Origin of the sequence: Streptomyces sp. cg40 (genome assembly GCF_050320165.1) — a bacterium.
Taxonomy (GTDB): domain Bacteria; phylum Actinomycetota; class Actinomycetes; order Streptomycetales; family Streptomycetaceae; genus Streptomyces; species Streptomyces hokutonensis.
Map to the genome: position 1 here is coordinate 6,645,972 of NZ_CP190128.1, position 23,451 is coordinate 6,669,422.

Genomic DNA, 23,451 nt, shown 5'->3' on the forward strand with positions numbered 1-23,451 from the left:
ACGGCCGCTCGCCGGATGCGGAGCCGTGGCGTTCGCGGTCGACTCGGGCCATGAGTACCGAACCGCCTCCGGGCTCCGGCGGGCAGCCGCCGGAAGACGACCCGTTCAGGAAGCAGCCCCCTCCTGGCCAGGGATCGGGCTCACCCTACGACCCGCCGTCGTACGGCAGTCAGCCGCCGCCCCCCTACGGCAGCGAACCGCCTCCCTACGGCGGCGGCTCCTACCCCACCGACCCGCTCGCCGGGATGCCCCCGCTCGCCGACAGCGGCCGGCGCACCCTCGCCCGGATCATCGACATGATCCTCGTCGGCATCGTCGTCTGGCTGCTCACCTGGGCCTTTGGCGTGCACGAGTACGACATCAACTCCGACCACATGTCGTACGCCAAGTCGCTCGGGCAGTCGCTCGTCGCGGCCGTGCTGTACATGGGCTACGACACCGTGATGCTCGCCAAGTCGGGCCAGACGCTGGGCAAGAAGTGGCTGGGTCTGCGGGTGGCCAACCTCGACAACGGGTCGACGCCCTCCGTGCAGACCAACCTGATCCGCGCGGCGGTGCTGTGGATCCCGTTCGCTTTCTGCTGCGCCTGCATCTGGACGGCGATCAGCGGCGGTTGGAGCTTCTTCGACAAGCCGTACAAGCAGGGGCTGCACGACAAGGCCGCCAAGACCGTGGTGGTCAGCACGCGTTGAGGTGATCGGGGGCCGGGGCCAACTCCCGGGCGTACACAGCGAATCGGCGGGTCCGTCGTCAACGGATCCGCCGATTCGCGTGGTTGAGCGCGAGCCTGGGCCTGCGCTTGGGCTTGTGCTTGGTCTAGGGAGTGCTCCGCTCCCGTACCGGCTCCGCGGACGAGACGGCGGCGGCGGAGACGGTCTCCCGCCGCACCGGCACGCGCCGGCGTTGCGGAACGAGGGCCGGGGCGGGCGCGGGCGCGGTCTCGGCCGTCGCGCGGGCCGCGGTGGCGGCACGGGACTTGGGCTGTGGCACCGTCAGGGAGACGAGCAGCCCGAGGGCGAGCGCCGCGAAGGCGACGACCGCGATCCCCAGACCCGAACTTGTCTGTGACAGCAGCAGCATGGCGAGCGTCGAGAAGATCACGGTGAACGAACCGTAGGCGAGCTGTGCGGCGGTCGGACGAGGCATGGCAATCGAGTCCTCGTTAGGCGATGGAGGGGAGCTGTGAAAGAGGGGTGCGACAAGGATGTCGGCCTGGCTTTCCGCCGGTTCCGGGCGATCCGCCAATCGACTCTATTCGCCTGCATGCCCGAGTGGAACGCGCAGTAAGCGTGACCTAACACACGGCTCCGGAGCATGGGGGGCGCACGGAGTCATACCGTCCACGAAGTGGACGGACCCGCGCGCCTGTTGAGCGATCGACAAGCAGGCCTCAAGTGTCCGTAAAACGGACCCCCGCTTCGCATAGTGCACTTGTCCTGCTCAAGTCAAGGTCTGTCTTTTCTCGTAAACCTCTAGTCAAATAACGTCACTTGACTATCACGCGTACACCGCGCGCGGACCTTCCTCGACTTCCAGGACCCCCCCTTCCGCGCGGTCGGGTACGCAGGGGAGGACATCAAGTGACCAGCAGACCCTGGACGTTCAGAGCGGCCGCGATAGGTGTCGCCCTCGCGGCGGCCACCGCCACGTTCTCGACGTTCGCCGTGGCGGAGGCCAACACCTCGGCCGAGTCCGCAGCCGTCGACCGGCACGACCCCGCGCCGGTCGCGCAGAAGGAACACGACCTCGACGGCCCGCTGAGCAAGACGCAGGACGCCCAGCGCCAGGAGGCACTCAACGAGGTCATAGCCGGCAAGGCGTCCGTCAAGGACCGCAACGGCTCGAAGGTCGTCCAGCTCAAGAGCAAGGGCGGCAAGAGCAAGTACGTCGAGCTGAGCCGGGAGAAGACCGACAAGATCTTCACCATCCTGGTCGAGTTCGGCGACCAGGTCGACAGCCGCTACGGCGGCACCGTCGGCCCGCTGCACAACCAGATAGCCGCGCCGGACCGCACCAAGGACAACTCCACGGCCTGGCAGGCGGATTACAACCAGGCGCACTTCCAGGACCTGTACTTCGGCACCGGCAAGAACACCGAGTCGCTCAAGAAGTACTACGAGAAGCAGTCCTCGGGCCGCTACTCGGTCGACGGCGAGGTCACCGACTGGGTCAAGGTCCCCTACAACGAGGCCCGTTACGGCTCCAACAAGGCCTCCACCGGTGCCTGGTACGCGGTCCAGGACGGCGTCAACGCCTGGGTCGCCCAGCGCGAGGCCGCCGGCGACACCGCCGCCGAGATCAAGACGGAGCTGGCCCAGTTCGACCAGTGGGACCGCTACGACTACGACGGCGACGGCAACTTCAACGAGCCCGACGGCTACATCGACCACTTCCAGATCGTGCACGCCGGCGAGGACGAGTCCGCGGGCGGCGGCGCGCAGGGCGAGGACGCGATCTGGGCGCACCGCTGGTACGCCTTCGGCACCGACGCCGGCTCCACCGGCCCGGACACCAACAAGCTCGGCGGCACCCAGGTCGGCGACACCGGCGTCTGGGTCGGCGACTACACGATCCAGCCGGAGAACGGCGGACTCGGCGTCTACGCCCACGAGTACGGCCACGACCTCGGCCTGCCCGACGAGTACGACACCGCGGGCGGCGAGAACTCCACCGGCTTCTGGACGCTGATGTCGTCCGGGTCCTGGCTCGGCACGGGCAAGGAGGCCATCGGCGACCTGCCCGGCGACATGAACGCCTGGGACAAGCTCCAACTGGGCTGGCTGGACTACGACGTCGCGAAGGCCGGCGTCAAGTCCAAGCACACGCTGGGCGTCGCGGAGTACAACACCAAGAACCCGCAGGCCCTCGTGGTGCAGTTGCCGGAGAAGGCGGTCACCACGACGGTGGTCACTCCGGCGCAGGGTGCCACGCAGTGGTGGAGCGGCAGCGGCAACGACCTCAGCAACACCCTTTCCCGCACAGTCGACCTGACCGGAAAGTCGTCGGCCGCGCTCACCCTGGACGGCTGGTACGACGCCGAGCAGGACTACGACTACCTCTACACCGAGGTGTCGAAGGACGGCGGCGCCAACTGGACCCCCATCGACGGCACCCTGGCCGACGGCTCCGCCATCCCGCGTGACGGCAGCGGCAACCCCGCCCTCACCGGCACGGCCGCCGCGTACCAGAAGCTGACGTACCCGCTGGACGCCTACGCGGGCCAGAAGATCGACGTCCGCTTCCGCTACCAGACGGACAGCGGTGTGGCCCAGAAGGGCTTCGCGGCCGACGAGATCACGGTGACCGCCGACGGCGCGACCCTCTTCTCCGACAACGCCGAGTCCGCGGACGCCGCGTGGACCGCCAAGGGCTTCTCGCGCATCGGCGCGTCCTTCACCGACGACTACGCCCAGTACTACATCGCCGAGAACCGTCAATACGTGTCGTACGACAAGGTGTTGAAGGTCGGCCCGTACAACTTCGGCTTCTCGACGACCCGTCCGGACTGGGTGGAGCACTACGCCTACCAGAACGGCCTGTTGATCTGGAAGTGGGACACCTCGCAGGCGGACGACAACACCAGCCAGCACGCCGGTGAGGGCCTGATCCTCCCGATCGACTCGCACCCGACGCAGCTGAAGTGGACCGACGGCACGCTGATGCGCAACCGCATCCAGGCCTACGACTCGCCGTTCAGCCTGTACCGGACGGACTCGGTCACGCTGCACAAGGCCGATGTCGCCACCAAGATCAAGTCGCAGCCCGGCGTCTCCGTCTTCGACGACGGCAGGTCGACCTACTACGACACGTCGAACCCGACAGCCGGTGTCAAGATCACTGACACCAACACCCGGATCAAGATCGTCAAGGAGCCGCTGGACGGCTCGACGATCGGCCTCCAGGTCGGCCCCTCGGCGAAGTAATCGGTAAAACCGCAGTTCAGAAACGTATCGGCGGTGACCCCCTGGCGGGTCGCCGCCGATACGTGTTTAGGTGCGTCCTGTGCCCGTCTTATTGACACCGACATCGACACCGACTCGCACGGGGGTGTGACCGCATTGTCCGCAGGAGGTTTCTGCAAGCTGCCCACAGGCAGCGTGGTGGTGGCGTTGAACCTGCCAAGACCCACCGCCCAGGGCGACGGCTGCGTCCGCGTGCTCGTCCACGCCCGCAACCGCGCCCGGGCCCTGACCAGGCTCCGCAACCTCGGCATGCGGGCCGTCTACCTGCGCGGCAACGCGGAACCACCGACCCCGGACGAGATCACCGCGGTCCTGCACCACCCCGACGGCCTGATATGGCGTACGGCCCCTGACAACGCTGTCGTGACCCCGGGCGCGGAACTGCCGCACGAGCTGTGGCACCCGATCAGAGCGCTGCTGCGAAGGCCTCCGGCGGCGGCCTGAGGGGTTGTGCGTTGACTGCGGGCCGTGAGGGCGGAGCGCGCAGTTCCCCGCGCCCCTAAAAGCGACTGTGCTGGTCCGACTCTTAGGGGCGCGGGGAACTGCGCGACCAGCCCCCACCGGCCCGCAGGCGACCGACGACGCACCCCCAACAGGCGGTCCGCCCCGATGCACCCCATCCTTGAGGTGGCTCGGGGCCCCAAAGACCGCCGGAGGCCCTCGTGGCAACCGTCCTCTACCGCCTGGGGCGCATGGCCTTTCGCCGGCGCTGGTACGTGACCGTCCTCTGGGTGGTGATCCTCGCGGCCCTCGGCTTCGCCTCCGCCAAGGCGGCCGACGCGCCCGCCACCACCTTCTCCACCCCCGGCGTCGAGTCCCAGCGGGCCTTCGACCTGATCCAGCAGCGCTTCCCCGGAGCGCAGGCGGACGGCGCCGTGGCCCGGGTCGTCTTCGTCGCCCCGGACGGACAGAAGATCACCACCGGCAAGGACCGGGCGGCCGTGGTCCGGCTCGTCGACGAGGTCTCCGGCGGCCCGCAGGTCGCGAGCGCGGTCAATCCCTTCCAGGCGGACGCGGTCAGCAAGGACGCGACGACCGCGTACTCGACGATCACGTACACGGTCCAGGCGAACGACCTCTCCGACACTGCCAAGAACAACCTCAGGACGGCCGCCCAGCAGGCCCGTGACTCCGGCCTCACCGTCGAGATCGGCGGCACCGCACTCGCCGCCCAGCCCGCCGCGGGCGGCGTCGGCGAGATCCTCGGTGTCGCCATCGCCGCCGTAGTGCTGCTGATCACCTTCGGCTCCCTCGCCGCCGCCGGACTCCCGCTGCTCACCGCGATCCTCGGCGTCGGCATCTCCATGACCGCGATCACCACCCTGGCCGCCACCCTCGGCCTCTCCGACACCACCGGCACGCTCGCCACGATGCTCGGCCTGGCCTGCGGGATCGACTACGCGGTGTTCGTCGTCTTCCGCTACCGCGAGGAACGCGCCAACGGCCACACCACCGAGGAGGCGGCCGGCCTCGCCGTCGGCACGGCGGGCTCGGCGGTGGTCTTCGCGGGCCTCACGGTCGTCATCGCACTGGCCGGCCTCTCGGTCGTGGGCATCCCGCTCCTGACCAAGATGGGCCTGTGCGCGGCGGGCGCGGTGGTCATCGCCGTCCTCATCGCGCTGACCCTCGTACCCGCCCTGCTCGGCTTCTGGCCCCGCGCGGTCCTCTCCCGCCGCTACAAGACCACCGGCCGCCGCATCCAGGGCGTGGCCGGCAACATGGGCAGCCGCTGGGCCGGATTCGTACTGCGCCACCCGTGGCCGGTACTGCTCGGCACCGTCGCGGGGCTCGTGGTCCTCGCGCTCCCCGTGATCGGCCTCCAACTCGGCCAGTCCGGTGACGAGGCCAAGTCCACCGCGACCACGGAACGCCGTGCCTACGACGACCTCGCCAAGGCGTTCGGCCCCGGCTTCAACGGCCCGCTGACGGTGGTCGTGGACCTCACGGACTCCGCCCACCCGAAGGCCGCCGCGGCCACGGTCGAGAAGCGGATCGCCGCCGTACCGGGCGTGGTCTCGGTGTCCCCGGTGCGCTTCAACTCGGCCGGAAACACAGCCCTGTTCACCGCCGTACCGGCCGAGGCGCCGACCAGTCAGAAGACCGTCGACCTCGTCCACACCATCCGCGACGACCGCCCCGCGATCACGGCGGCGACCCCCGGCGCGACCTTCGAGGTCACCGGCACCACCGCCCTCAACATCGACGTGGCCCAGAAGGTCAGCGGCGCCCTGATCCCGTACCTGATAGTGGTCGTAGGCCTGGCGGTACTGCTCCTGCTCCTGGTCTTCCGCTCGATCGTCATCCCGATCAAGGCGGCCGTCGGCTTCCTGCTCTCGGTACTCGCCGCGCTCGGCTGTGTGGTCGCGGTCTTCCAATGGGGCTGGGGCGCAAGCCTGTTGGGAGTGGAGACCACCGGCCCGATCATGAGTCTGATGCCGATCTTCCTGGTCGGCATCGTCTTCGGCCTGGCCATGGACTACGAGGTCTTCCTCGTCTCCCGCATCCGCGAGGCCTACGTCCACGGCAGCGCGGCCCACGCCTCGATCGCGACCGGGTTCCGCTACAGCGCCCGCGTCGTCACCGCCGCCGCCCTCATCATGATCTCCGTCTTCGCGGGCTTCATCACCGCCGGCGACTCCATGATCAAGATGATCGGCTTCGGCCTCGCGATCGCGGTCCTCTTCGACGCGTTCGTGGTCCGCATGGCCTTCGTACCGGCGGTCCTGGCGATCCTGGGCGAGCGCATCTCCTGGCTGCCGGGTTGGCTTGACCGGCTGCTCCCCAACGTCGACATCGAGGGCGAGAGCCTCAGCAGGCAGCACCCGGCGACAGCACCGAGCGACGACCCGGAGAAGACCCCGGTGTGAGTGCGGGCGGCGGACCTGCGGCTTTCGGGCTCCGCTGAAAAGCCTCGTCCGCCGGGCGGTCACCTCGCGATGCTGCACCTGTCCGTATCCGTCCGCCCGGCCGACCACCGGGCGGCGACGACGACAGGAGAACGACGTGCGCAAGATCCGACCCATTCTGGCCACCCTGGCGTTACTCGGCGCCACGACCGCGGCGTGCCTCACCACGGGGGCGGCCCCGGCGATGGCCACGGCCGCGCAGTGCAGCGGAGGCGCGAACGGCTTCGTGGACATCCCCGACTCCTACTCCGGAGGGACGTCCCACGGCAGCGTCACCCTGCGCAGCGGCGCCACCGTCACGCTGATGTCCGACTACTTCAGCGGGGTCCAGCGGGGCTACGCGCGCCTGTCGGGCTCGAACATCGCCGGCGCCCGTGTGTGGATGGACTGGACGCAGAACGGGGGCAGCTCCTGGTTGCAGTGCGGTCCCTTCGGCCCCTCCGGCGGCGGCTCGCTGACCAGCGCGTCGAAGGCGACGAGTTCCTCCGCCAGCTACGAGTTCCGGGCCTGTGGGGACATCCCCGGGGTGGCGCCGTACAAGTGCACCGGCTGGTGGTGAGCGCCCGGACCGACGGGCCTTAGGGGGCTAGACGACCGGCTTCCCCGTCAACTCCACACCGGCCGCGCGCAGTTCCTCCAGTGCGCGGTCGGTCGTCTCCTTCGCCACCCCGGCCGTGAGGTCCAACAACACCTGCGTACGAAACCCCTCCCGCACAGAGTCCAGCGCGGTCGCCTTCACGCAGTGGTCGGTAGCGATCCCGACGACGTCCACCTCGTCGATCTCCCGCGCCCGCAGCCAGTCGCCCAGCGCGACCCCGTTCTCGTCCCGCCCCTCGAACCCGCTGTACGCCGCCGCGTACGCCCCCTTGTCGAAGACGGCGTCGATCGCGCCGGAGGCGACCGCGGGCGCGAAGTTCGGGTGGAACCCGACGCCCTCCGTGCCCGCGACGCAGTGCGCGGGCCAGGAGTGGGCGTAGTCGGGGTTGTCGGCGAAGTGCCCGCCGGGCGCGATGTGGTGATCGCGGGTGGCCACGACATGCCGGTAGCCGGCGGGCGCCTGCCCGATCAGCTCGGTCACGGCGGCGGCCACGTCGGCACCGCCGGCCACCGCGAGACTGCCTCCCTCGCAGAAGTCGTTCTGTACGTCAACGACGATCAAGGCGCGGCGCATGGTGGTGTCCTTCGCGGAGAGTGAGATTCGAGCCTAGAGACTTCGGCGCCACCGCGGGAGGGCGCACTCCTGATTTTCGTACTGGTCTTGACTCGCGAGACGTAAGTGGCGGGTCTTAACTACCCGAGCGGAGTTGGACGTACTCCGTAGGAATCACGGCCTCCCCGCGCGACAACTGGGTCGCCGACAGGGGCAGGTTGGCCCGTGCCGCCGCATGCCGGTCCCGTACGACGTCCAGCGGTTCGCGGGCGACGACCTCGCCGCCCTTGACCAGCTCGACGAGGAGCTGCCGGTCGGCCAGTTCGGCGGGGACGGGCCCGGTGCCGACGACCTCGGCCTCCGCGATCCCGTCACCGTCCAGCCGCCGTGCGGCCCACTTGCGCCCGCCGATGGACGTCTTGCCGCCGCTGGACTTCTTCGCGACCGGCACCAGCGGCGCCTTCGGGTCGGCGGACTCGGCGCGGGCGACCAGCTTGTAGACCATGGAGCAGGTCGGGTGCCCGGAGCCGGTCACCAGCTGGGTGCCGACGCCGTACGCGTCCACGGGCGCCGCGGCCAGTGAGGCGATGGCGTACTCGTCGAGGTCGGAGGTCACGATGATCTTCGTGTTGACGGCGCCGAGCTCGTCCAGCTGCTGCCGCACGCGGTGCGCGACGAGCAGCAGGTCGCCGGAGTCGATGCGGACGGCGCCGAGTTCGGGGCCGGCGACCTCGACCGCCGTACGGACGGCCTCGGTGACGTCGTACGTGTCGACGAGCAGGGTCGTGTTGCGGCCGAGCGAGTCCACCTGGGCCTGGAACGCGTCGCGTTCGTTGTCGTGCAGCAGGGTGAAGGCGTGGGCGGAGGTGCCGACGGTGGGGATGCCGTAGCGGAAGCCGGCCGCGAGGTCGGAGGTGGTGGCGAAACCGCCGACGTAGGCGGCGCGGGAGGCGGCGACGGCGGCGAGTTCGTGGGTGCGGCGGGCACCCATCTCGATCAGCGGGCGGTCCCCGGCGGCGGAGGCCATGCGGGAGGCCGCGGCGGCGATCGCGGAGTCGTGGTTGAGGATGGAGAGGATCACGGTCTCCAGGAGCACGCACTCGGCGAAGGAGCCCTCGACGCGCATGATCGGCGAGCCGGGGAAGTAGACCTCGCCCTCCGGGTAGCCCCAGACGTCACCGCTGAAGCGGTAGGCGGCGAGCCACTCCAGGGTCTCCTCGTTGACGACGTTGCGCTCGCGCAGGAAGCCGAGGACGTCCGCGTCGAAGCGGAAGTTCTCCACCGCGTCCAGCACGCGTCCGGTGCCCGCGACGACGCCGTAGCGGCGGCCCTCGGGCAGCCTCCGGGTGAAGCACTCGAAGACCGAACGCCGGTCGGCCGTACCCGCCTTGAGGGCGGCCTGCAGCATCGTCAGCTCGTAGTGGTCGGTGAAGAGCGCCGTCGAGGGAACGTCCACCGGCAGCCCAAGGTCCGCTGTGTTCATGGCAACGGATGGTACTCCCATCTCGTCACTCTGACGATTTGTGGGGTCCATTTGTGCGGGCACCCCCTTCTGGTGGCAGCATGGGCGCTGTGACGTCACCCGCACCCCTGGAGATCGAACGCACCGAGTCGGCGGAGGAGGTCTTCGCCGTACCCGAGCCGGACGTCCCCTGGGTCACGATCGTGCACAACGACCCGGTCAACCTCATGAGCTATGTGACGTACGTCTTCCAGACGTACTTCGGCTACTCCAAGGACAAGGCCACCAAACTCATGATGGACGTCCACCACAAGGGCCGCGCGGTCGTCTCCAGCGGCAGCCGCGAGGAGATGGAGCGCGACGTGCAGGCCATGCACGGCTACGGTCTGTGGGCCACCCTCCAGCAGGACCGGAAGTAGCGACTCAGCCCGATGCCAGGACACTTCGAACCGCTGCGCGGCGGCGGTGCCGCCGTCGCCCTCGACGACGTCGAGATCTCCATCATCCGGTCACTGGCCGTCCAGCTCCTTGAGCTGATCGGCCCGGGCCCGGGCGAGGACGCCCCCGACGACCCCCTCGCCGAACTCTTCGCCGAGGGCCCGAGCGAACCGCCCTCGGACCCGGTGCTGCGGCGCCTGTTCCCGGACGCGTACACCGACCCGGAGCAGGCCCCGGACTCCCCGCAGGACGCGGAGGAACGGATGGCGCACTCCGCCGAGTTCCGCCGCTTCACCGAGAACGACCTCCGCGCCGGCAAGCGCGAGAACGCCCTCGCCGTGATCCGCACCCTCGACTCGCTCACCCCCGGCGGCGACGGCGGCGCGGTCCTCAAACTGACCGCCGACGAGTCCCGCCAGTGGCTCGGCTCCCTCAACGACCTCCGCCTCGCGATCGGTTCACGCCTCGACATCACCGACGAGGACGACACCGACGACCTCTACCGCCTCCCGGACGAGGACCCCCGCAAGCCGATGGTCATGGCGTACCTGTGGCTGGGCGGCCTCCAGGAGACGCTGGTCACGACCTTGCTGCGCTGACCGCGACAGCGCGACCGGGCTGTCGCTACTGGCCGTGCCGGCCGGGCCCGCGTGGCTGCGCGGGTCGCCTCGTCCGCATGGAGTGCGCCGCGACATAGGCCGGGGCGCTCGCATCGGCCGTACGGGCCGCATCCGCGCGCTGAGCCGGCCGGCGAAGGCAGTTGCGGCTCACCAGCGCCCCAAGGGGGCGCGGGGCTGTATAGATATGCGGCTCCGCCGCGTGGCCGCGACCAGCCACGACGGCGCCGCAGCGAACCGACAACGCCCACCGCCCCTTTCGGCCACCCCGTCCGCGCCGCAGCGACCCGACAACACCCCCCCCGCCACTCTCAGCGAAGCGTCCCGTCCCGTTCGCTCAGCGGACCCTCAAATCCGAATAACGATCCCGTCACCGCGGCGGCCAGGAATGCTGGTCGTCGCTCCTTTTTGTCTGCTTCTTCCTGTGGTGTGCGCCACAAAAGTCGCCTTCGGTCGCGATTGTGACCGTGATAGATCTTCACGACCGCCCGGCGGACGCCACCCATGTCCCGCCGGGTTCGCCATGCGGCCGACGGATCTCGGCCGGGCAGCTCCAGTCCATGGGGGGATTCGGAGAAAGGCGCACCACACATGACCTCCGCTCAGGTCGAGAAGGACGTCGAGAACGGCAAGGCCCCCGAGGAGGGGTACGAGCGCGGGCTCGGCAGCCGTCAGGTCCAGATGATCGCGATCGGCGGCGCCGTCGGCGTCGGGCTGTTCCTGGGAGCCGGGGCGAACATCGCCAAGGCCGGACCCAGCCTCATCTTCATGTACGCCCTGGCCGGCGTGATCATCTTCTTCATCATGCGGGCCCTGGGCGAACTGCTCCTGTACCGCCCGGTGTCGGGCTCCTTCGCGGAGTACTCCCGCGAGTTCCTCGGCCCGTTCTTCGGCTACTTCACCGCGTGGACGTACTGGCTGATGTGGGTGGTCACCGGCATGGCCGAACTCACGGCCGCCGCCATCTACGTCAACTACTGGTTCCCCGCCGTCTCCCAGTGGGTGACCGCCCTCGCCTTCCTGGTCATCCTCTTCGTCGCCAACCTGATCTCGGTGAAGCTCTTCGGCGAGATCGAGTTCTGGTTCTCGATGGTCAAGGTCACCGCCCTGATCGGCATGATCGTGATCGGCCTGGGCGTGCTCACCTTCGGCTTCAGCAGCGCCGGCGACACCGCCTCCGTAGCGAACCTCTGGCAGTTCGACGGCTTCTTCCCCAAGGGCATCGGCTCCTCCCTGATGACCCTCCAGGGCGTGATGTTCGCCTACCTCGCCGTCGAACTGGTCGGCGTCACCGCGGGCGAGTCCGAGAACCCGGAGAAGACCCTCCCCAAGGCGATCAACACCCTCCCCTGGCGCATCGCCCTCTTCTACGTCGGCGCCCTCACCGTCATCCTCTGCGTCGTGAAGTGGACCGAATTCGCCCCGGGCGTCAGCCCGTTCGTCGAGGCGTTCGCGAAGATCGGCATCCCCGCGGGCGCGGGCATCGTCAACTTCGTCGTCCTCACCGCCGCCCTCTCCTCCTGCAACTCGGGCATGTACTCGACGGGCCGCATGCTCCGCACCCTCGCGGACAACGGCGAGGCCCCGAAGGCCTTCAGCAGGCTCTCCGCGTCCAAGACCCCGGCCCTCGGCATCACGGTCTCCGTCGCCTTCATGGGCATCGGCGTGGTCCTCAACTACGTCGTCCCGGAGAAGGCCTTCGGCTACGTCACCTCGGTCGCCACCGCCGCCGGCATCTGGACCTGGCTGATGATCCTGATCAGCCACGTCCTCTACCGCCGAGCCGTCGACGCCGGCCGCCTCCCGGCCTCGTCCTTCCCGGCCCCGGGCGGCGCGAAGTTCTCGTACGTGGCCATCGCGTTCCTGCTCTTCGTCACGGGGCTGATCGCCTACGACCCCGACTCCCGCGTCTGCCTCTACGTCATGGCGGGCTGGACCCTCGCCCTGGCCGCCGGCTGGTTCGCCCTCAAGGCCCGCGACCCGCGGGTCACCGAGCGCCGTGAGCCGCGGTTCGAGAAGGCCGGCTGACCCGTCGGATCCCGGCATCCGGGCCGCCCCGTACCACCACTCGGTACAGGGCGGCCCTACTGCTTGCCCGGCGGCCCTTCTGCTTATCCTGACGACCATGTCGACCCTGACCATCACCCAGGCCCTCTTCGACCAGATCGTCACCCACGCGCGCGAGGACCACCCCGACGAGGCGTGCGGAGTCGTCGCGGGCCCGGCGGGCACGGACCGCCCCGAGCGGTTCATCCCGATGCTGAACGCGGCCCGCTCGCCCACGTTCTACGAGTTCGACTCGCAGGACCTGCTGAAGCTCTACCGCGAGATGGACGACCGCGACGAGGAGCCGGTGATCATCTACCACTCCCACACCGCGACCGAGGCCTACCCCTCCCGCACCGACCTCTCCTACGCCAACGAACCCGGCGCCCACTACGTCCTGGTCTCCACCGCCGACACCGACGACGCCGGCCCCTTCCAGTTCCGCTCCTACCGGATCGTGGAGGGCGAGATCACCGAGGAGGACGTCAAGGTCGTAGAGGCGTACTGAGAGGCATACTGACCGCGTACGCAACAGCCCAACTCGCCCTGACGGAGATGGTGTTGACGCAGCGGTCGAACGCACGGCGGCCCACGCTGGAGGATGTCGCCCGCTGGTCGGGGGTCTCCAAGTCCACGGTGTCGCGGGTGGTCAACGGCGAGCCCAAGGTGAGTGAGGAGGTCGCGGTCCGGGTCCGGGAGGCGATCTCCGCGCTGGGGTACGTGCCCAACCAGGCGGCCCGGCAACTGGTCACCCGGCGCACCGGCGCCGTCGCGGTCGTGGCCGCGCAGCCCGAGGACCGGCTCTTCCTCGACCCGTTCTTCGACTGCCTGCTGCGCGGCATCCGCTCCGAACTCGCCCGGCACGGCGCCCAGGCCGTCCTCCTGTTCGTGGACGAACCCGACGACTACGCGCGCGTGGCCGACTACCTCGGCGGCGGCCATGTCGACGGCGCGATCCTGTTCTCGCTGCGCCCCGGCGACCGGATGCCCGAGATGGTCGACCGGCTCGCCCTGCCCGCCGTCTTCGGCGGCCGACCCCTCCTGTGCGACGGCGACCCCGTGCGCGGCCAGGCCTACGTCGACGGCGACAACCGCGGCGGCGCCCGCCAGGCCGTCCACCACCTCCTCGCGCTGGGCCGGCAGCGCATCGCCACCGTCACCGGCCCCTACGACCAGGAGCACTCCGCCGCCGACCGGCTCGCCGGCTACCGCGACGCCCTCCCGGACACCACGCCCCACCTGGTCGAACGCGCCGACTACACGCGCCAGGGCGGCGCCGACGCGATGGCCGCGCTGCTCGACCGCCACCCCGACCTGGACGCCGTCTTCGTCGCCTCCGACCTCATGGCCGCCGGCGCCCTCCAGACCCTGCGCGAACGCGGGCGCCGGGTCCCCGAGGACGTGGCCCTGGTCGGCTTCGACGACCTCGTCTCCATCTCCGAGTCGACCGACCCGCCGCTGACCACCGTCCACCAGGACGTCGCCGAGATGGGCCGTCTGCTGGCCCGGCTGCTGTTCGACCGCACCGAACAGCACTCCGGACACGACCTGCCCTCGGCGATCGTGCCCACCCGGCTGGTGGTACGGCAGTCCGCCTGAGCTGCGCCGTCTCACCCCCCGAATGAATTTCGTCCGAATTGTGAGATCACCTACCGGGGCCCGGACCGGGAATCGATACGATGAGCCCATGGTTCTCTTCGACGTGAGCGACAAGGCGCCGGGCACGCTGCTCGTGGCGCGGCTGCACGTCGACCTGTGCAGGCTGAACAGCGCCATCTGTTGACAGCGCGCTGTCGCCGTACAGGCCGTGCGCCGCGGCAAGAGACGTGTGCCCACCGACACCAGACGACCCCTCCCGCTTCCGACAGGAGCCCCTTGCCATGGCCATCGAGGTCCGCATCCCCACCATCCTCCGCACCTACACCGGCGGCGAGAAGGCCGTCGAGGGTGCCGGTGAGAACCTCGCCGCGCTCTTCGCCGACCTCGAGACCCGGCACGCGGGCATCCAGGCCCGCATCGTGGACGGCGGCGAGCTGCGCCGCTTCGTCAACGTCTACCTGAACGACGAGGACGTCCGCTTCCTCGACGGCATCAACACCAAGCTCACCGACGGCGACAGCGTCACGATCCTGCCGGCCGTGGCCGGCGGCATGGCCTGATCCTCGATGCGCTACGACTCCCCGCTGGCCGCGGTGGGCAACACCCCTCTGGTGCGCCTGCCGCGGCTCTCGCCGTCCACCGACGTCCGCATCTGGGCCAAGCTGGAGGACCGCAACCCGACCGGCTCGGTCAAGGACCGCCCGGCCCTGCACATGATCGAACAGGCGGAGAAGGACGGCCGCCTGACCCCCGGCTGCACGATCCTGGAGCCGACCTCCGGCAACACTGGCATCTCCCTGGCGATGGCCGCGAAGCTCAAGGGCTACCGCATGGTCTGCGTGATGCCCGAGAACACCTCGCAGGAACGCCGTGAACTGCTCGGCATGTGGGGCGCCGAGATCATCCCGAGCCCGGCGGCGGGCGGCTCCAACACGGCCGTACGCGTGGCGAAGGAGCTCTCCGCCGAGCACCCCGACTGGGTGATGCTCTACCAGTACGGCAACCCGGACAACGCGGGCGCCCACTACGCCACGACGGGCCCGGAGATCCTCACCGACCTCCCCTCCATCACCCACTTCGTGGCGGGCCTGGGCACGACCGGCACCCTCATGGGCGTCGGCCGCTACCTCCGCGAGCACAAGCCGGACGTGAAGATCGTCGCCGCCGAGCCGCGCTACGACGACCTCGTCTACGGCCTCCGCAACCTCGACGAGGGCTTCGTCCCCGAGCTCTACGACGCCTCCGTCCTCACCACCCGCTTCTCGGTCGGCTCCGCCGACGCGGTCACCCGCACCCGCGAACTCCTCCAGCAGGAGGGCATCTTCGCCGGCGTCTCCACCGGCGCGGCCCTGCACGCTGCGATCGGCGTCGGCAGGAAGGCCGTGGCGGCGGGGGAGAGCGCGGACATCGCGTTCGTGGTCGCGGACGGCGGCTGGAAGTACCTGTCCACGGGCGTGTACACGGCGGCGACGACCGAGGAAGCGATCAAGACCCTCCAGGGTCAGCTCTGGGCCTGATCCGAGCGCCCCGGGCGGTCACTCCCCGGGGCCCCAGGACATGACCGCCTCACGGCCCCAGTCGCCCTTCATCCTCGCGTCGACGTGGTCGAGCACCGCGAGGCCGTAGAGCGCGACCGCCAGCTGCACCTGGCCCGGGTCGTACGGCTCCGTCGCCGGGCGCGTGGCCGGATCCAGCTCCGCGTACCGTTCGAACGCCATCCTGAGCACCTCGTCCCCCTTGGCGGTCGTGGGAGGCAGCGGCCGAGGCGTGAACCGACCGCCGGGCAGCGCCTGCACTACGGTGAGCGCACCGATGACCAGCGCCAGCGCGGCCCGGATCCAGGCCTGGTCGAGGAGCAGCACGGCCACCGCCGGCACGGCCGCGGCCGCGGCGATCGTCGACCAGCGGCCCCGGGCCCGCGGTCCGCCGGGCACGCGCTCGGACTTCTCCCGCATGTAGCCCTCGCTGATCAGCCGCGCCCTCGCCTCCTTCAGCAGGTGCCAGGAGTTCGGGATCACCAGGTCCGACAAGTACTCGCCCTCCAGGTGGAGGCGGTAGTGGGCAGGGTCGCGCGCATGCGGCGGCAGCGCCGCGGTCCACAGTTCGCGCTCGAACGCGTCGGCGGTCACGGGCAGCGTGCCGCGAGCGATCCAACGCTGCCTGCCGGGTTCGTCGGGCGACGTCCGGTGCAGCAGACCGGCGGCCACCAGTGCGGCCACCGCGCCCTCTCTCATCCTTGAGGGGGCCTGGCCGTTCAGCCAGACCAGGCCCGTCGGACCGAGCCGTTCCACGGTATCCGGCTCGACGCGGACGTCGTTCCGCTCCTGGGCGAGGAACGCCTTCCGCCGGGCCTCCTCGACAGCGTCACGCGCGCGGTTGTCGAGACCCCACGCCAGCCACGAGACCACCACACAACCCGCGAGTACGAGCCAGTCCGTCATACGGGTCAGTATCCCCGCACACCGGCGTTCGACCCCGTCGCGCGCCACCCCAATTGCCGTGCGATCAGCGGTCGTTGCGCATCGCACGCCTACCGGGCGAGATGCCGGACCTGGTCCCACAGCACCGGGTCCGCGACCCCCACCCGCCGTCGGAAATCGGCCACCGGCACGGACCGCAGCTCGGCGGTCTCCAGATAACTCGCCCGTCCCTGCGCGTCCCCGACCGACCCCGGGGGCAGTGCGATCACCCCGCCGCGCTCGTCGTGGTACTTGCTGGTGATCTTCGCGACCGTCGCGGTCCGCCCGCGCACCGCGAGCACCAGACACGGCCGGTCCTTCGCCGCGCCCGGCCGATCCTCGTAGGGAACGTTGGCCCACCAGATCTCGGCGGGCTGCGGCCGGTCACCCCGCGCCCTCCGTGCGGGCCGGCGCCCGCGCCCCCACCCGTCGACCAGCGTGGCGACCAGCGCCAGCAACATCACCGCCGCGAGCGCGAGCCACCAGAACCTGTCCATGGGAAGACGTTACCGGCGCGCAATCCTGGCCGCGCGCCCTCTCGTGCACCCCACACGCCCCGGTTCCAGCCGAACCGGTGACACCACAGGTGAGTTCCCCCACAACAGCCCTTGGCGGAGGAGCGACCGGCCCTTTTGCGCCTTACGCTCGACGGACCGCACGACCCCCGTCCCCCAACTCCAGAAGTTACCGCCAGCGGAGGTTTCTGCTTTATGAAGCTCACCGTCGTCGGCTGCTCGGGGTCGTTCCCGTCCGCGGAATCGGCCTGTTCGAGCTACCTCGTAGAGGCCGACGGCTTCCGGCTGCTCCTCGACATGGGCAACGGCGCCCTTGGCGAGCTGCAGCGCCACTGCGGTCTCTACGACCTCGACGCGATCTTCCTCAGCCATCTGCACGCCGACCACTGCATCGACATGTGCGCGTACTTCGTCGCGCGCTACTACCGCCACGACGGCGGCCGTTGCGACCCCATCCCGGTCTACGGCCCCGAGGGCACCGAGCACCGCCTCACCACGGCCTACGCCGACACCCCCACCGCCTCCTCGATGAGCGAGGTCTTCGACTTCCACACGGTGAAGCCGTCCACGTTCGACGTCGGCCCCTTCACCGTGCACACCGAGCGGGTCCGCCACCCCGTCGAGGCCTACGCCATCCGCGTCGAGCACGGCGGCCGGTCCCTCACCTACTCCGGTGACACGGGCGTCAGCGAGTCCCTGGACGAACTCGCCCGGGACACCGACCTGTTCCTGTGCGAGGCCGCGTTCACCCACGGCAAGGAGAACATCCCCGACCTCCACCTCAACGGCCGCGAGGCGGGCGAGACGGCGACCAGGGCGGGAGCCCGGCGCCTGGTCCTGACCCACATCCCCCCGTGGACCGACCCCCAGGCCAACCTGGCCGACGCCCGCGAGGTCTTCGCCGGCCCGGTGGAACTGGCGGCGCCGAGGGCGTCGTACGACATCTGACCGTGGATACCTGAAGGCCCCGGCACCGTCTCGGTGCCGGGGCCTTCGTCACGCCGCCGGGAGGCTCACGCCTTGGTGAGGTCCTCGATCTCCTCCTCGGGCTCGCGGCCCGGGGTGGGGAGGTTCCACTTGTTGATCGCGAAGCGGAAGACGAAGTAGTAGACGGCGCCGAAGACCAGACCGATCGGGATGATCAGCCAGGGCTTGGTGGCGAGGTTCCAGTTGAGGGCGTAGTCGATGAAGCCCGCGGAGAAGGTGAAGCCCGCGTGGACGCCGAGCGCCCAGGTGATCGCCATGGACAGGGCGGTCAGCACCGCGTGGATCGCGTAGAGCGCCGGGGCGATGAACATGAACGAGAACTCGATGGGCTCGGTCACACCGGTCACGAAGGACGTCAGCGCGAGCGAGATCATCATGCCCATGATGGCCTTGCGGCGCTCGGGGCGGGCGGAGTGCGCGATGGCGAGCGCGGCGGCCGGCAGGCCGAACATCATGATGGGGAAGAAGCCCGACATGAACTGTCCGGCGGACGGGTCACCCGCGAAGAAGCGGGTCAGGTCACCGTGGACGACGGCACCGGTGGAGTCCTTGTAGTCGCCGATCTGGAACCAGGCCACGGAGTTGACGAACTGGTGCATGCCGACCGGGATCAGCCCGCGGTTGATCAGACCGAACAGACCGGCACCGAAGGCGCCGAGACCGGTGATCCACTCGCCGAAGTTGGAGATGCCCTCACCGATCGGCTTCCAGACCAGGCCGAAGAAGACACCCATGAGCGTGCCGACGAAGGCCATGATGATCGGCACCAGGCGGCGGCCGTTGAAGAAGCCGAGCCAGTCGACCAGCTTGGTCCGGTGGAACCTCTGCCACAGCACCGCGGAGAGCAGACCCATGATGATGCCGCCGAGGACACCGGGGTTGTTGTAGGTCGCGGCCACGTCCGCGCCCTTGAGGATCTTGGCGTCGGTGACCGGGAAGGCCTTGAGCACATTGCTGTAGACGAGGAAGCCGACGAGTGCCGCCAGCGCCGTGGAGCCGTCGGACTTCTTGGCGAAGCCGATCGCGACACCTATGCAGAACAGCAGCGGCAGGTTGTCGAAGATCGCGCCACCGGCGGTGGCGAAGACCGCCGTCACCTTGTCCGGCAGATGCAGCTTGTCGTGGATGTCGGCCTGCCCGAAGCGGAGCAGAATGCCCGCCGCCGGAAGCACGGCGATCGGGAGCTGGAGGCTGCGGCCGATCTTCTGCAGGCCCTGGAACAGGCCGGATCCCCACTTCTTCGCGGGGGCCGCCGTTGGCGCGGTGGCGGTGGACATAGACTTCCTCCATCGGGTGGTGGTCTACACCACTCAGTGGTGTAGACCTGTTGTAGCAGATGAAGTCCGCATAAAGGAACCCGTAAAACCTGCGACCGAATCGCTACGCCACGTACACGACGAAGGTCCGACGACGGGCACGGCAAAGGGCCCCCGGACCGGTGGTCCGGGGGCCCAACTCGCTTACGCCGTAAGGCCGTTCCGTCAGGCCTTGGTGACGTCCTCCTGCTCCTCCTCCGGCTCCCGCCCCGGAGTCTTCAGATCGAACTTCGTGATCGCGAAACGGAAGACGACGTAGTACACCGCCGCGAAGCACAGCCCGATCGGAATGATCGCCCACGGTTTCGTCGCCAGGTTCCAGTTGATCGCGTAGTCGATCAGCCCCGCCGAGAAGCTGAACCCGTCGTGCACCCCGAGCCCCCAGGTCACCGCCATCGACACACCCGTCAACACCGCGTGGACGGCGTAGAGGAGAGGCGCGATGAACAGGAACGAGTACTCGATGGGCTCGGTGATACCGGTGACGAAGGACGTCAGCGCGACCGACAGCATCAGCCCGCCCACCTCTTTGCGGCGGCTCGGCTTCGCGCAGTGTGCGATCGCGAGCGCCGCCGCCGGCAGCGCGAACATCATGATCGGGAAGAAGCCCGAGGTGAACTGCCCCGCGTTCGGGTCACCCGCCAGGAACATGTTGATGTCCCCGTGCACCACCGTCCCGTCCGGCTTGGTGTAGCTGCCGAACTGGAACCAGATGGGCACGTTCAGGAACTGGTGCAGCCCCACGACCAGCAGCGCCCGGTTGGCCAGCCCGAACACCCCGGCACCCACCGCGCCCCGGGCGCTCAGCCAGTCGCTGAAGTGCTCGAGACCGGTTCCGATCGGCGGCCAGATCCACAGCGCCACCGCCGCGACCGCGATCGCCACGAACGACATGATGATCGGCACCAGCCGCCGCCCGTTGAAGAAGCCCAGCCAGTCCACCAGCTTCGTACGGTGGTACCGCGCCCAGAAGAACGCCGTCAGCAGCCCCAGCACGATCCCGCCGAACACCCCGGGATTCTGGTACGTGAACGCCGACACCGAGTGGTCCGCGGCCTGGCAGCCGATCCCGGGCAGCACGTTCGTACCGCCCGTGCAGTCCTTGGGGAACTGGCGCAGCACGTTGTAGTAGACGAGGAAACCGACCAGCCCCGCCAGCGCCGTCGACCCGTCCGACTTCTTCGCCATCCCGATCGCGACACCCACACAGAACAGCAGCGGCAACCCCAGCTGGCCGTCCAGCAGCGCGCCGCCCGCACCCGCCATCACCTTCGAGACATTGGTCCACCCCAGACCGTCGTCCCCGAACACGTCCGGCTGCCCCAGCCGGTTGAGGATGCCGGCGGCCGGCAGTACGGCGATGGGGAGTTGGAGACTGCGGCCCATCTTCTGCAACCCCTGGAACAGCTTGTTCCAGGAGACGCGCCCGGGACCGGCGGCGGCACTGTCGGCACTCATGGACGCCCCTCGGTAATGTGGTGTAGACCAGTTGGCGACGTGATCGTCACCATCATTCGGCACGCACGACATGACCGCTCGCGAAGCTGGGCCAACTGTGGGTTACTGCGACAAAGCGGTTCGGATCAGGGAGAGAACACCATGGCCACCAAGGCTGAGAAGATCGTTGCCGGGCTGGGCGGCATCGACAACATCGAAGAGGTCGAAGGCTGCATCACCCGCCTGCGCACCGAGGTCAAGGACCCGAGCTTGGTCGACGAAGCCGCCCTCAAGGCCGCCGGCGCCCACGGCGTCGTCAAGATGGGCACCGCCATCCAGGTCGTCATCGGCACCGACGCGGACCCGATCGCGGCGGACATCGAAGACCTGATGTGAAGCACGGGGACCATCCCCGGCCTCGCGCACCGAGGGGCTCCTCCCGACCGGGGAGGAGCCCCTTCCCCCTTACGGGTCCGGCCCTACCACTAGGCTCTTCGCCATGTCTCGAATCGACGGCCGCACCCCCGAACAGCTCCGCCCCGTCACCATCGAACGCGGCTGGAGCAAGCACGCCGAGGGCTCCGTCCTCGTCTCCTTCGGCGACACCAAGGTCTTCTGCACCGCCTCCGTCACCGAAGGCGTCCCCCGCTGGCGCAAGGGCAGCGGCGAGGGCTGGGTCACCGCTGAGTACTCCATGCTGCCCCGCGCCACCAACACCCGCGGCGACCGCGAGTCCGTCCGCGGCAAGATCGGCGGCCGCACCCACGAGATCAGCCGCCTCATCGGCCGCTCGCTGCGCGCCGTCATCGACTACAAGGCCCTCGGCGAGAACACCATCGTCCTCGACTGCGACGTCCTCCAGGCCGACGGCGGCACCCGTACGGCCGCCATCACCGGCGCCTACGTCGCGCTCGCGGACGCGGTCACCTGGGCCCAGGGCAAGAAGCTGATCAAGGCCGGCCGCCAGCCGCTCACCGACACGGTCTCGGCCGTCTCGGTCGGCATCGTCGGCGGAATCCCGCTGCTGGACCTCTGCTACGAGGAGGACGTCCGCGCCGAGACCGACATGAACGTCGTCTGCACCGGCGACGGCCGCTTCGTCGAGGTCCAGGGCACCGCCGAGGCCGAACCCTTCGCCCGCGACGAACTCAACGCGCTCCTCGACCTCGCGGTCGCCGGCTGCGGCGAGCTGACCGCCGTACAGCGAAAGGCACTTGAGGCCGCGCTGGAGAAGTAAGAGGCTGGGCGGACAGGGTCAGTAAAGGACGTACAAAGAGAAGCGGGCTGCGGGGTCAACCCGGCAGCCCGCGCTCGCGTCCCTACGCATACGGAACGGAAACGGGGAGTGGCCGCAGCAGCCCACCCCCACGGGGAGGAAACCGAACCATGGCCGCCGCAAGCCGTCGTAGCCGAATCGTCGTAGCCACCACCGTGGCGGTGATCGCTCTGACCACCGGACTCACCACCGGCTGCGACGCCGTCGACAAGGCCATCGACTGCGTCCAGACCGCCGACACCATCGCCGACAGCGTCACCGGCCTCCAACAGGCGGTGGAGAACGCGGCCAACGACCCCACCCAGACCGACCAGTCCCTCAACTCCATCGAGCAGGACCTCGACAAGATCGGCGACAAGACCGACAACGCGGACGTCAACAAGGCGGTCGACGACCTCAGCAAGGCCGTCGACAACGTCCGCACGGCGGTCAAGAACGGCGACAACACCCCCGACATCAGCCCGGTGACGGACGCGGCGGGAGAGCTGACGAAGGTGTGCACGTCGTAGACGACAGTGGGTGGTTGGGATACTGAACGCCATGACACGCCTGATCCTCGCCACCCGCAACGCCGGGAAAATCACCGAACTGAGGTCGATCCTCGCCGACGCGGGACTGCCCCACGAACTGATCGGCGCCGAGTCCTACCCCGACATCCCCGACGTCAGGGAAACGGGCGTCACCTTCGCCGAGAACGCGCTCCTCAAGGCCCACGCCCTGGCCCAGGCAACGGGCCTCCCGGCGGTGGCGGACGACTCAGGCCTGTGCGTGGACGTGTTGAACGGCGCCCCGGGCATCTTCTCCGCCCGCTGGGCCGGCCACCACGGCGACGACAAGGCCAACCTGACCCTCCTCCTGGCCCAGCTCGCCGACATCGCCGACGAACACCGAGGCGCCCACTTCGCGTGCGCGGCGGCCCTCGCGCTGCCGGACGGCACGGAACGCGTGGTGGAAGGCCGGCTGAGGGGCGTCCTGAGGTTTGTGCCGACCGGCACGAACGGCTTCGGCTACGACCCGATCCTCCAGCCGGACGGCGACACCCGAACCTGCGCGGAGCTGACGGCGGAGGAGAAGAACGCGATCAGTCATCGGGGGAAGGCGTTTCGGGGGTTGGTGCCGGTGGTGCGGGAGTTGTTGGGGTGAGACGGCGGAGGGGCTGTCCATATGGACAGCCCCTCCGAGTGTGCGGCCGATGGGAGTCGAACCCACATGGGCAAATGCCCCGAGGCACCTAAAACCTCTGCTTATACCGTTCAGCAACGGCCGCGTGCCCGACCTCAT

General features: G+C 69.3%; 25 protein-coding genes and 1 tRNA gene. 18 read left to right on the top strand and 8 right to left on the bottom strand.

All coding sequences use genetic code 11. The features are described from left to right. Nucleotides 1–50 precede the first annotated feature (50 nt). On the top strand, nt 51–692 hold the full coding sequence (locus ACQHII_RS29890; protein ID WP_427922176.1) for an RDD family protein: 642 nt from the start codon (nt 51–53) through the stop codon (nt 690–692). A 124-nt stretch (nt 693–816) separates the two neighbouring features. On the opposite strand, the gene ACQHII_RS29895 is transcribed toward ACQHII_RS29890, so the two are convergent. Beyond that, nucleotides 817–1,146, bottom strand: a complete 330-nt coding sequence (locus tag ACQHII_RS29895) for a hypothetical protein (protein ID WP_427922177.1) — start codon at nt 1,144–1,146, stop codon at nt 817–819. 434 nt (nt 1,147–1,580) lie between these two features. Between ACQHII_RS29895 and ACQHII_RS29900 the strand changes: the two genes are divergently transcribed. The 4 genes from ACQHII_RS29900 (at nt 1,581) to ACQHII_RS29915 (ending at nt 7,427) form a co-directional block, all read left to right on the top strand. Next, the gene (locus ACQHII_RS29900; RefSeq protein WP_427922178.1) at nt 1,581–3,923 is read left to right on the top strand and encodes an immune inhibitor A domain-containing protein; all 2,343 of its coding nucleotides are present in this window, start codon (nt 1,581–1,583) and stop codon (nt 3,921–3,923) included. 135 nt (nt 3,924–4,058) lie between these two features. Further along, nucleotides 4,059–4,406 carry a hypothetical protein gene (locus ACQHII_RS29905; protein WP_427922179.1) on the top strand — a complete coding sequence of 116 codons (348 nt, stop codon included), beginning with the start codon at nt 4,059–4,061 and terminating at the stop codon, nt 4,404–4,406. Nucleotides 4,407–4,624: 218 nt separating this feature from the next. Continuing rightward, a complete protein-coding gene (locus ACQHII_RS29910; protein WP_427922180.1) occupies nt 4,625–6,829 on the top strand; it encodes an MMPL family transporter in 2,205 nt (734 codons plus the stop codon). 136 nt (nt 6,830–6,965) lie between these two features. Continuing rightward, the gene (locus ACQHII_RS29915; protein WP_427922181.1) at nt 6,966–7,427 is read left to right on the top strand and encodes a hypothetical protein; all 462 of its coding nucleotides are present in this window, start codon (nt 6,966–6,968) and stop codon (nt 7,425–7,427) included. Between the two features lie 27 nt (nt 7,428–7,454). Here ACQHII_RS29915 and ACQHII_RS29920 read toward each other — a convergent pair whose 3' ends face one another. Next, nucleotides 7,455–8,039: an isochorismatase family protein gene (locus tag ACQHII_RS29920; RefSeq protein WP_201055416.1), complete on the bottom strand. Its 585-nt coding sequence runs from the start codon at nt 8,037–8,039 to the stop codon at nt 7,455–7,457. 115 nt (nt 8,040–8,154) lie between these two features. Continuing rightward, a complete protein-coding gene (locus tag ACQHII_RS29925) occupies nt 8,155–9,501 on the bottom strand; it encodes a nicotinate phosphoribosyltransferase (protein ID WP_427922182.1) in 1,347 nt (448 codons plus the stop codon). Between the two features lie 80 nt (nt 9,502–9,581). Here ACQHII_RS29925 and clpS point away from each other — a divergent pair, with 80 nt between their 5' ends. The 8 genes from clpS to ACQHII_RS29965 all read left to right on the top strand — a co-directional run bounded on the left by clpS (nt 9,582) and on the right by ACQHII_RS29965 (nt 15,697). Beyond that, the gene (gene clpS / locus ACQHII_RS29930; RefSeq protein WP_043679478.1) at nt 9,582–9,899 is read left to right on the top strand and encodes an ATP-dependent Clp protease adapter ClpS; all 318 of its coding nucleotides are present in this window, start codon (nt 9,582–9,584) and stop codon (nt 9,897–9,899) included. A gap of 12 nt (nt 9,900–9,911) precedes the next feature. Continuing rightward, complete coding sequence (locus ACQHII_RS29935) at nt 9,912–10,517, top strand: DUF2017 domain-containing protein (RefSeq protein WP_093627178.1); 606 nt, start codon at nt 9,912–9,914, stop codon at nt 10,515–10,517. A gap of 609 nt (nt 10,518–11,126) precedes the next feature. After that, nucleotides 11,127–12,563, top strand: a complete 1,437-nt coding sequence (locus ACQHII_RS29940) for an amino acid permease (protein ID WP_427922183.1) — start codon at nt 11,127–11,129, stop codon at nt 12,561–12,563. Between the two features lie 97 nt (nt 12,564–12,660). Continuing rightward, nucleotides 12,661–13,089: a Mov34/MPN/PAD-1 family protein gene (locus ACQHII_RS29945; RefSeq protein WP_427922184.1), complete on the top strand. Its 429-nt coding sequence runs from the start codon at nt 12,661–12,663 to the stop codon at nt 13,087–13,089. A 47-nt stretch (nt 13,090–13,136) separates the two neighbouring features. Then, nucleotides 13,137–14,180, top strand: coding sequence for a LacI family DNA-binding transcriptional regulator (locus ACQHII_RS29950; RefSeq protein ID WP_427922185.1), 1,044 nt, complete (start codon nt 13,137–13,139; stop codon nt 14,178–14,180). 88 nt (nt 14,181–14,268) lie between these two features. Further along, nucleotides 14,269–14,364: a putative leader peptide gene (locus ACQHII_RS29955; protein WP_427922186.1), complete on the top strand. Its 96-nt coding sequence runs from the start codon at nt 14,269–14,271 to the stop codon at nt 14,362–14,364. A gap of 97 nt (nt 14,365–14,461) precedes the next feature. Further along, nucleotides 14,462–14,740 carry a MoaD/ThiS family protein gene (locus tag ACQHII_RS29960; RefSeq protein WP_019065920.1) on the top strand — a complete coding sequence of 93 codons (279 nt, stop codon included), beginning with the start codon at nt 14,462–14,464 and terminating at the stop codon, nt 14,738–14,740. Between the two features lie 6 nt (nt 14,741–14,746). Continuing rightward, nucleotides 14,747–15,697 carry a PLP-dependent cysteine synthase family protein gene (locus ACQHII_RS29965; RefSeq protein ID WP_019065919.1) on the top strand — a complete coding sequence of 317 codons (951 nt, stop codon included), beginning with the start codon at nt 14,747–14,749 and terminating at the stop codon, nt 15,695–15,697. 18 nt (nt 15,698–15,715) lie between these two features. Here ACQHII_RS29965 and ACQHII_RS29970 read toward each other — a convergent pair whose 3' ends face one another. Both ACQHII_RS29970 and ACQHII_RS29975 read right to left on the bottom strand, forming a co-directional pair. Continuing rightward, nucleotides 15,716–16,621 carry a hypothetical protein gene (locus ACQHII_RS29970; RefSeq protein ID WP_427922187.1) on the bottom strand — a complete coding sequence of 302 codons (906 nt, stop codon included), beginning with the start codon at nt 16,619–16,621 and terminating at the stop codon, nt 15,716–15,718. Nucleotides 16,622–16,710: 89 nt separating this feature from the next. Further along, nucleotides 16,711–17,136 (bottom strand): type II toxin-antitoxin system PemK/MazF family toxin, encoded by a 426-nt coding sequence (locus ACQHII_RS29975; protein ID WP_427922188.1) that lies wholly within the window; start codon nt 17,134–17,136, stop codon nt 16,711–16,713. Between the two features lie 213 nt (nt 17,137–17,349). On the opposite strand from ACQHII_RS29975, the gene ACQHII_RS29980 reads away from it, so the two are divergent. Continuing rightward, nucleotides 17,350–18,102, top strand: a complete 753-nt coding sequence (locus ACQHII_RS29980; RefSeq protein WP_200715496.1) for an MBL fold metallo-hydrolase — start codon at nt 17,350–17,352, stop codon at nt 18,100–18,102. A gap of 65 nt (nt 18,103–18,167) precedes the next feature. On the opposite strand, the gene ACQHII_RS29985 is transcribed toward ACQHII_RS29980, so the two are convergent. Beyond that, on the bottom strand, nt 18,168–19,418 hold the full coding sequence (locus tag ACQHII_RS29985) for a PTS transporter subunit EIIC (RefSeq protein ID WP_427922189.1): 1,251 nt from the start codon (nt 19,416–19,418) through the stop codon (nt 18,168–18,170). Between the two features lie 204 nt (nt 19,419–19,622). Beyond that, the gene (locus ACQHII_RS29990; protein WP_427922190.1) at nt 19,623–20,915 is read right to left on the bottom strand and encodes a PTS transporter subunit EIIC; all 1,293 of its coding nucleotides are present in this window, start codon (nt 20,913–20,915) and stop codon (nt 19,623–19,625) included. Nucleotides 20,916–20,930: 15 nt separating this feature from the next. Here ACQHII_RS29990 and ACQHII_RS29995 point away from each other — a divergent pair, with 15 nt between their 5' ends. From ACQHII_RS29995 to rdgB, 4 genes are all read left to right on the top strand, one after another. After that, nucleotides 20,931–21,290 (top strand): PTS glucose/sucrose transporter subunit IIB, encoded by a 360-nt coding sequence (locus ACQHII_RS29995; protein ID WP_281176105.1) that lies wholly within the window; start codon nt 20,931–20,933, stop codon nt 21,288–21,290. 103 nt (nt 21,291–21,393) lie between these two features. Beyond that, the gene (gene rph / locus ACQHII_RS30000; protein WP_427922191.1) at nt 21,394–22,131 is read left to right on the top strand and encodes a ribonuclease PH; all 738 of its coding nucleotides are present in this window, start codon (nt 21,394–21,396) and stop codon (nt 22,129–22,131) included. A 149-nt stretch (nt 22,132–22,280) separates the two neighbouring features. Continuing rightward, nucleotides 22,281–22,679 carry a hypothetical protein gene (locus ACQHII_RS30005; RefSeq protein WP_427922192.1) on the top strand — a complete coding sequence of 133 codons (399 nt, stop codon included), beginning with the start codon at nt 22,281–22,283 and terminating at the stop codon, nt 22,677–22,679. A 31-nt stretch (nt 22,680–22,710) separates the two neighbouring features. Beyond that, nucleotides 22,711–23,313, top strand: coding sequence for an RdgB/HAM1 family non-canonical purine NTP pyrophosphatase (rdgB, locus tag ACQHII_RS30010; protein WP_427922193.1), 603 nt, complete (start codon nt 22,711–22,713; stop codon nt 23,311–23,313). Nucleotides 23,314–23,354: 41 nt separating this feature from the next. Here the strand turns inward: rdgB and ACQHII_RS30015 are convergent. After that, nucleotides 23,355–23,437, bottom strand: a tRNA-Leu gene (locus ACQHII_RS30015). Nucleotides 23,438–23,451: the final 14 nt, after the last annotated feature.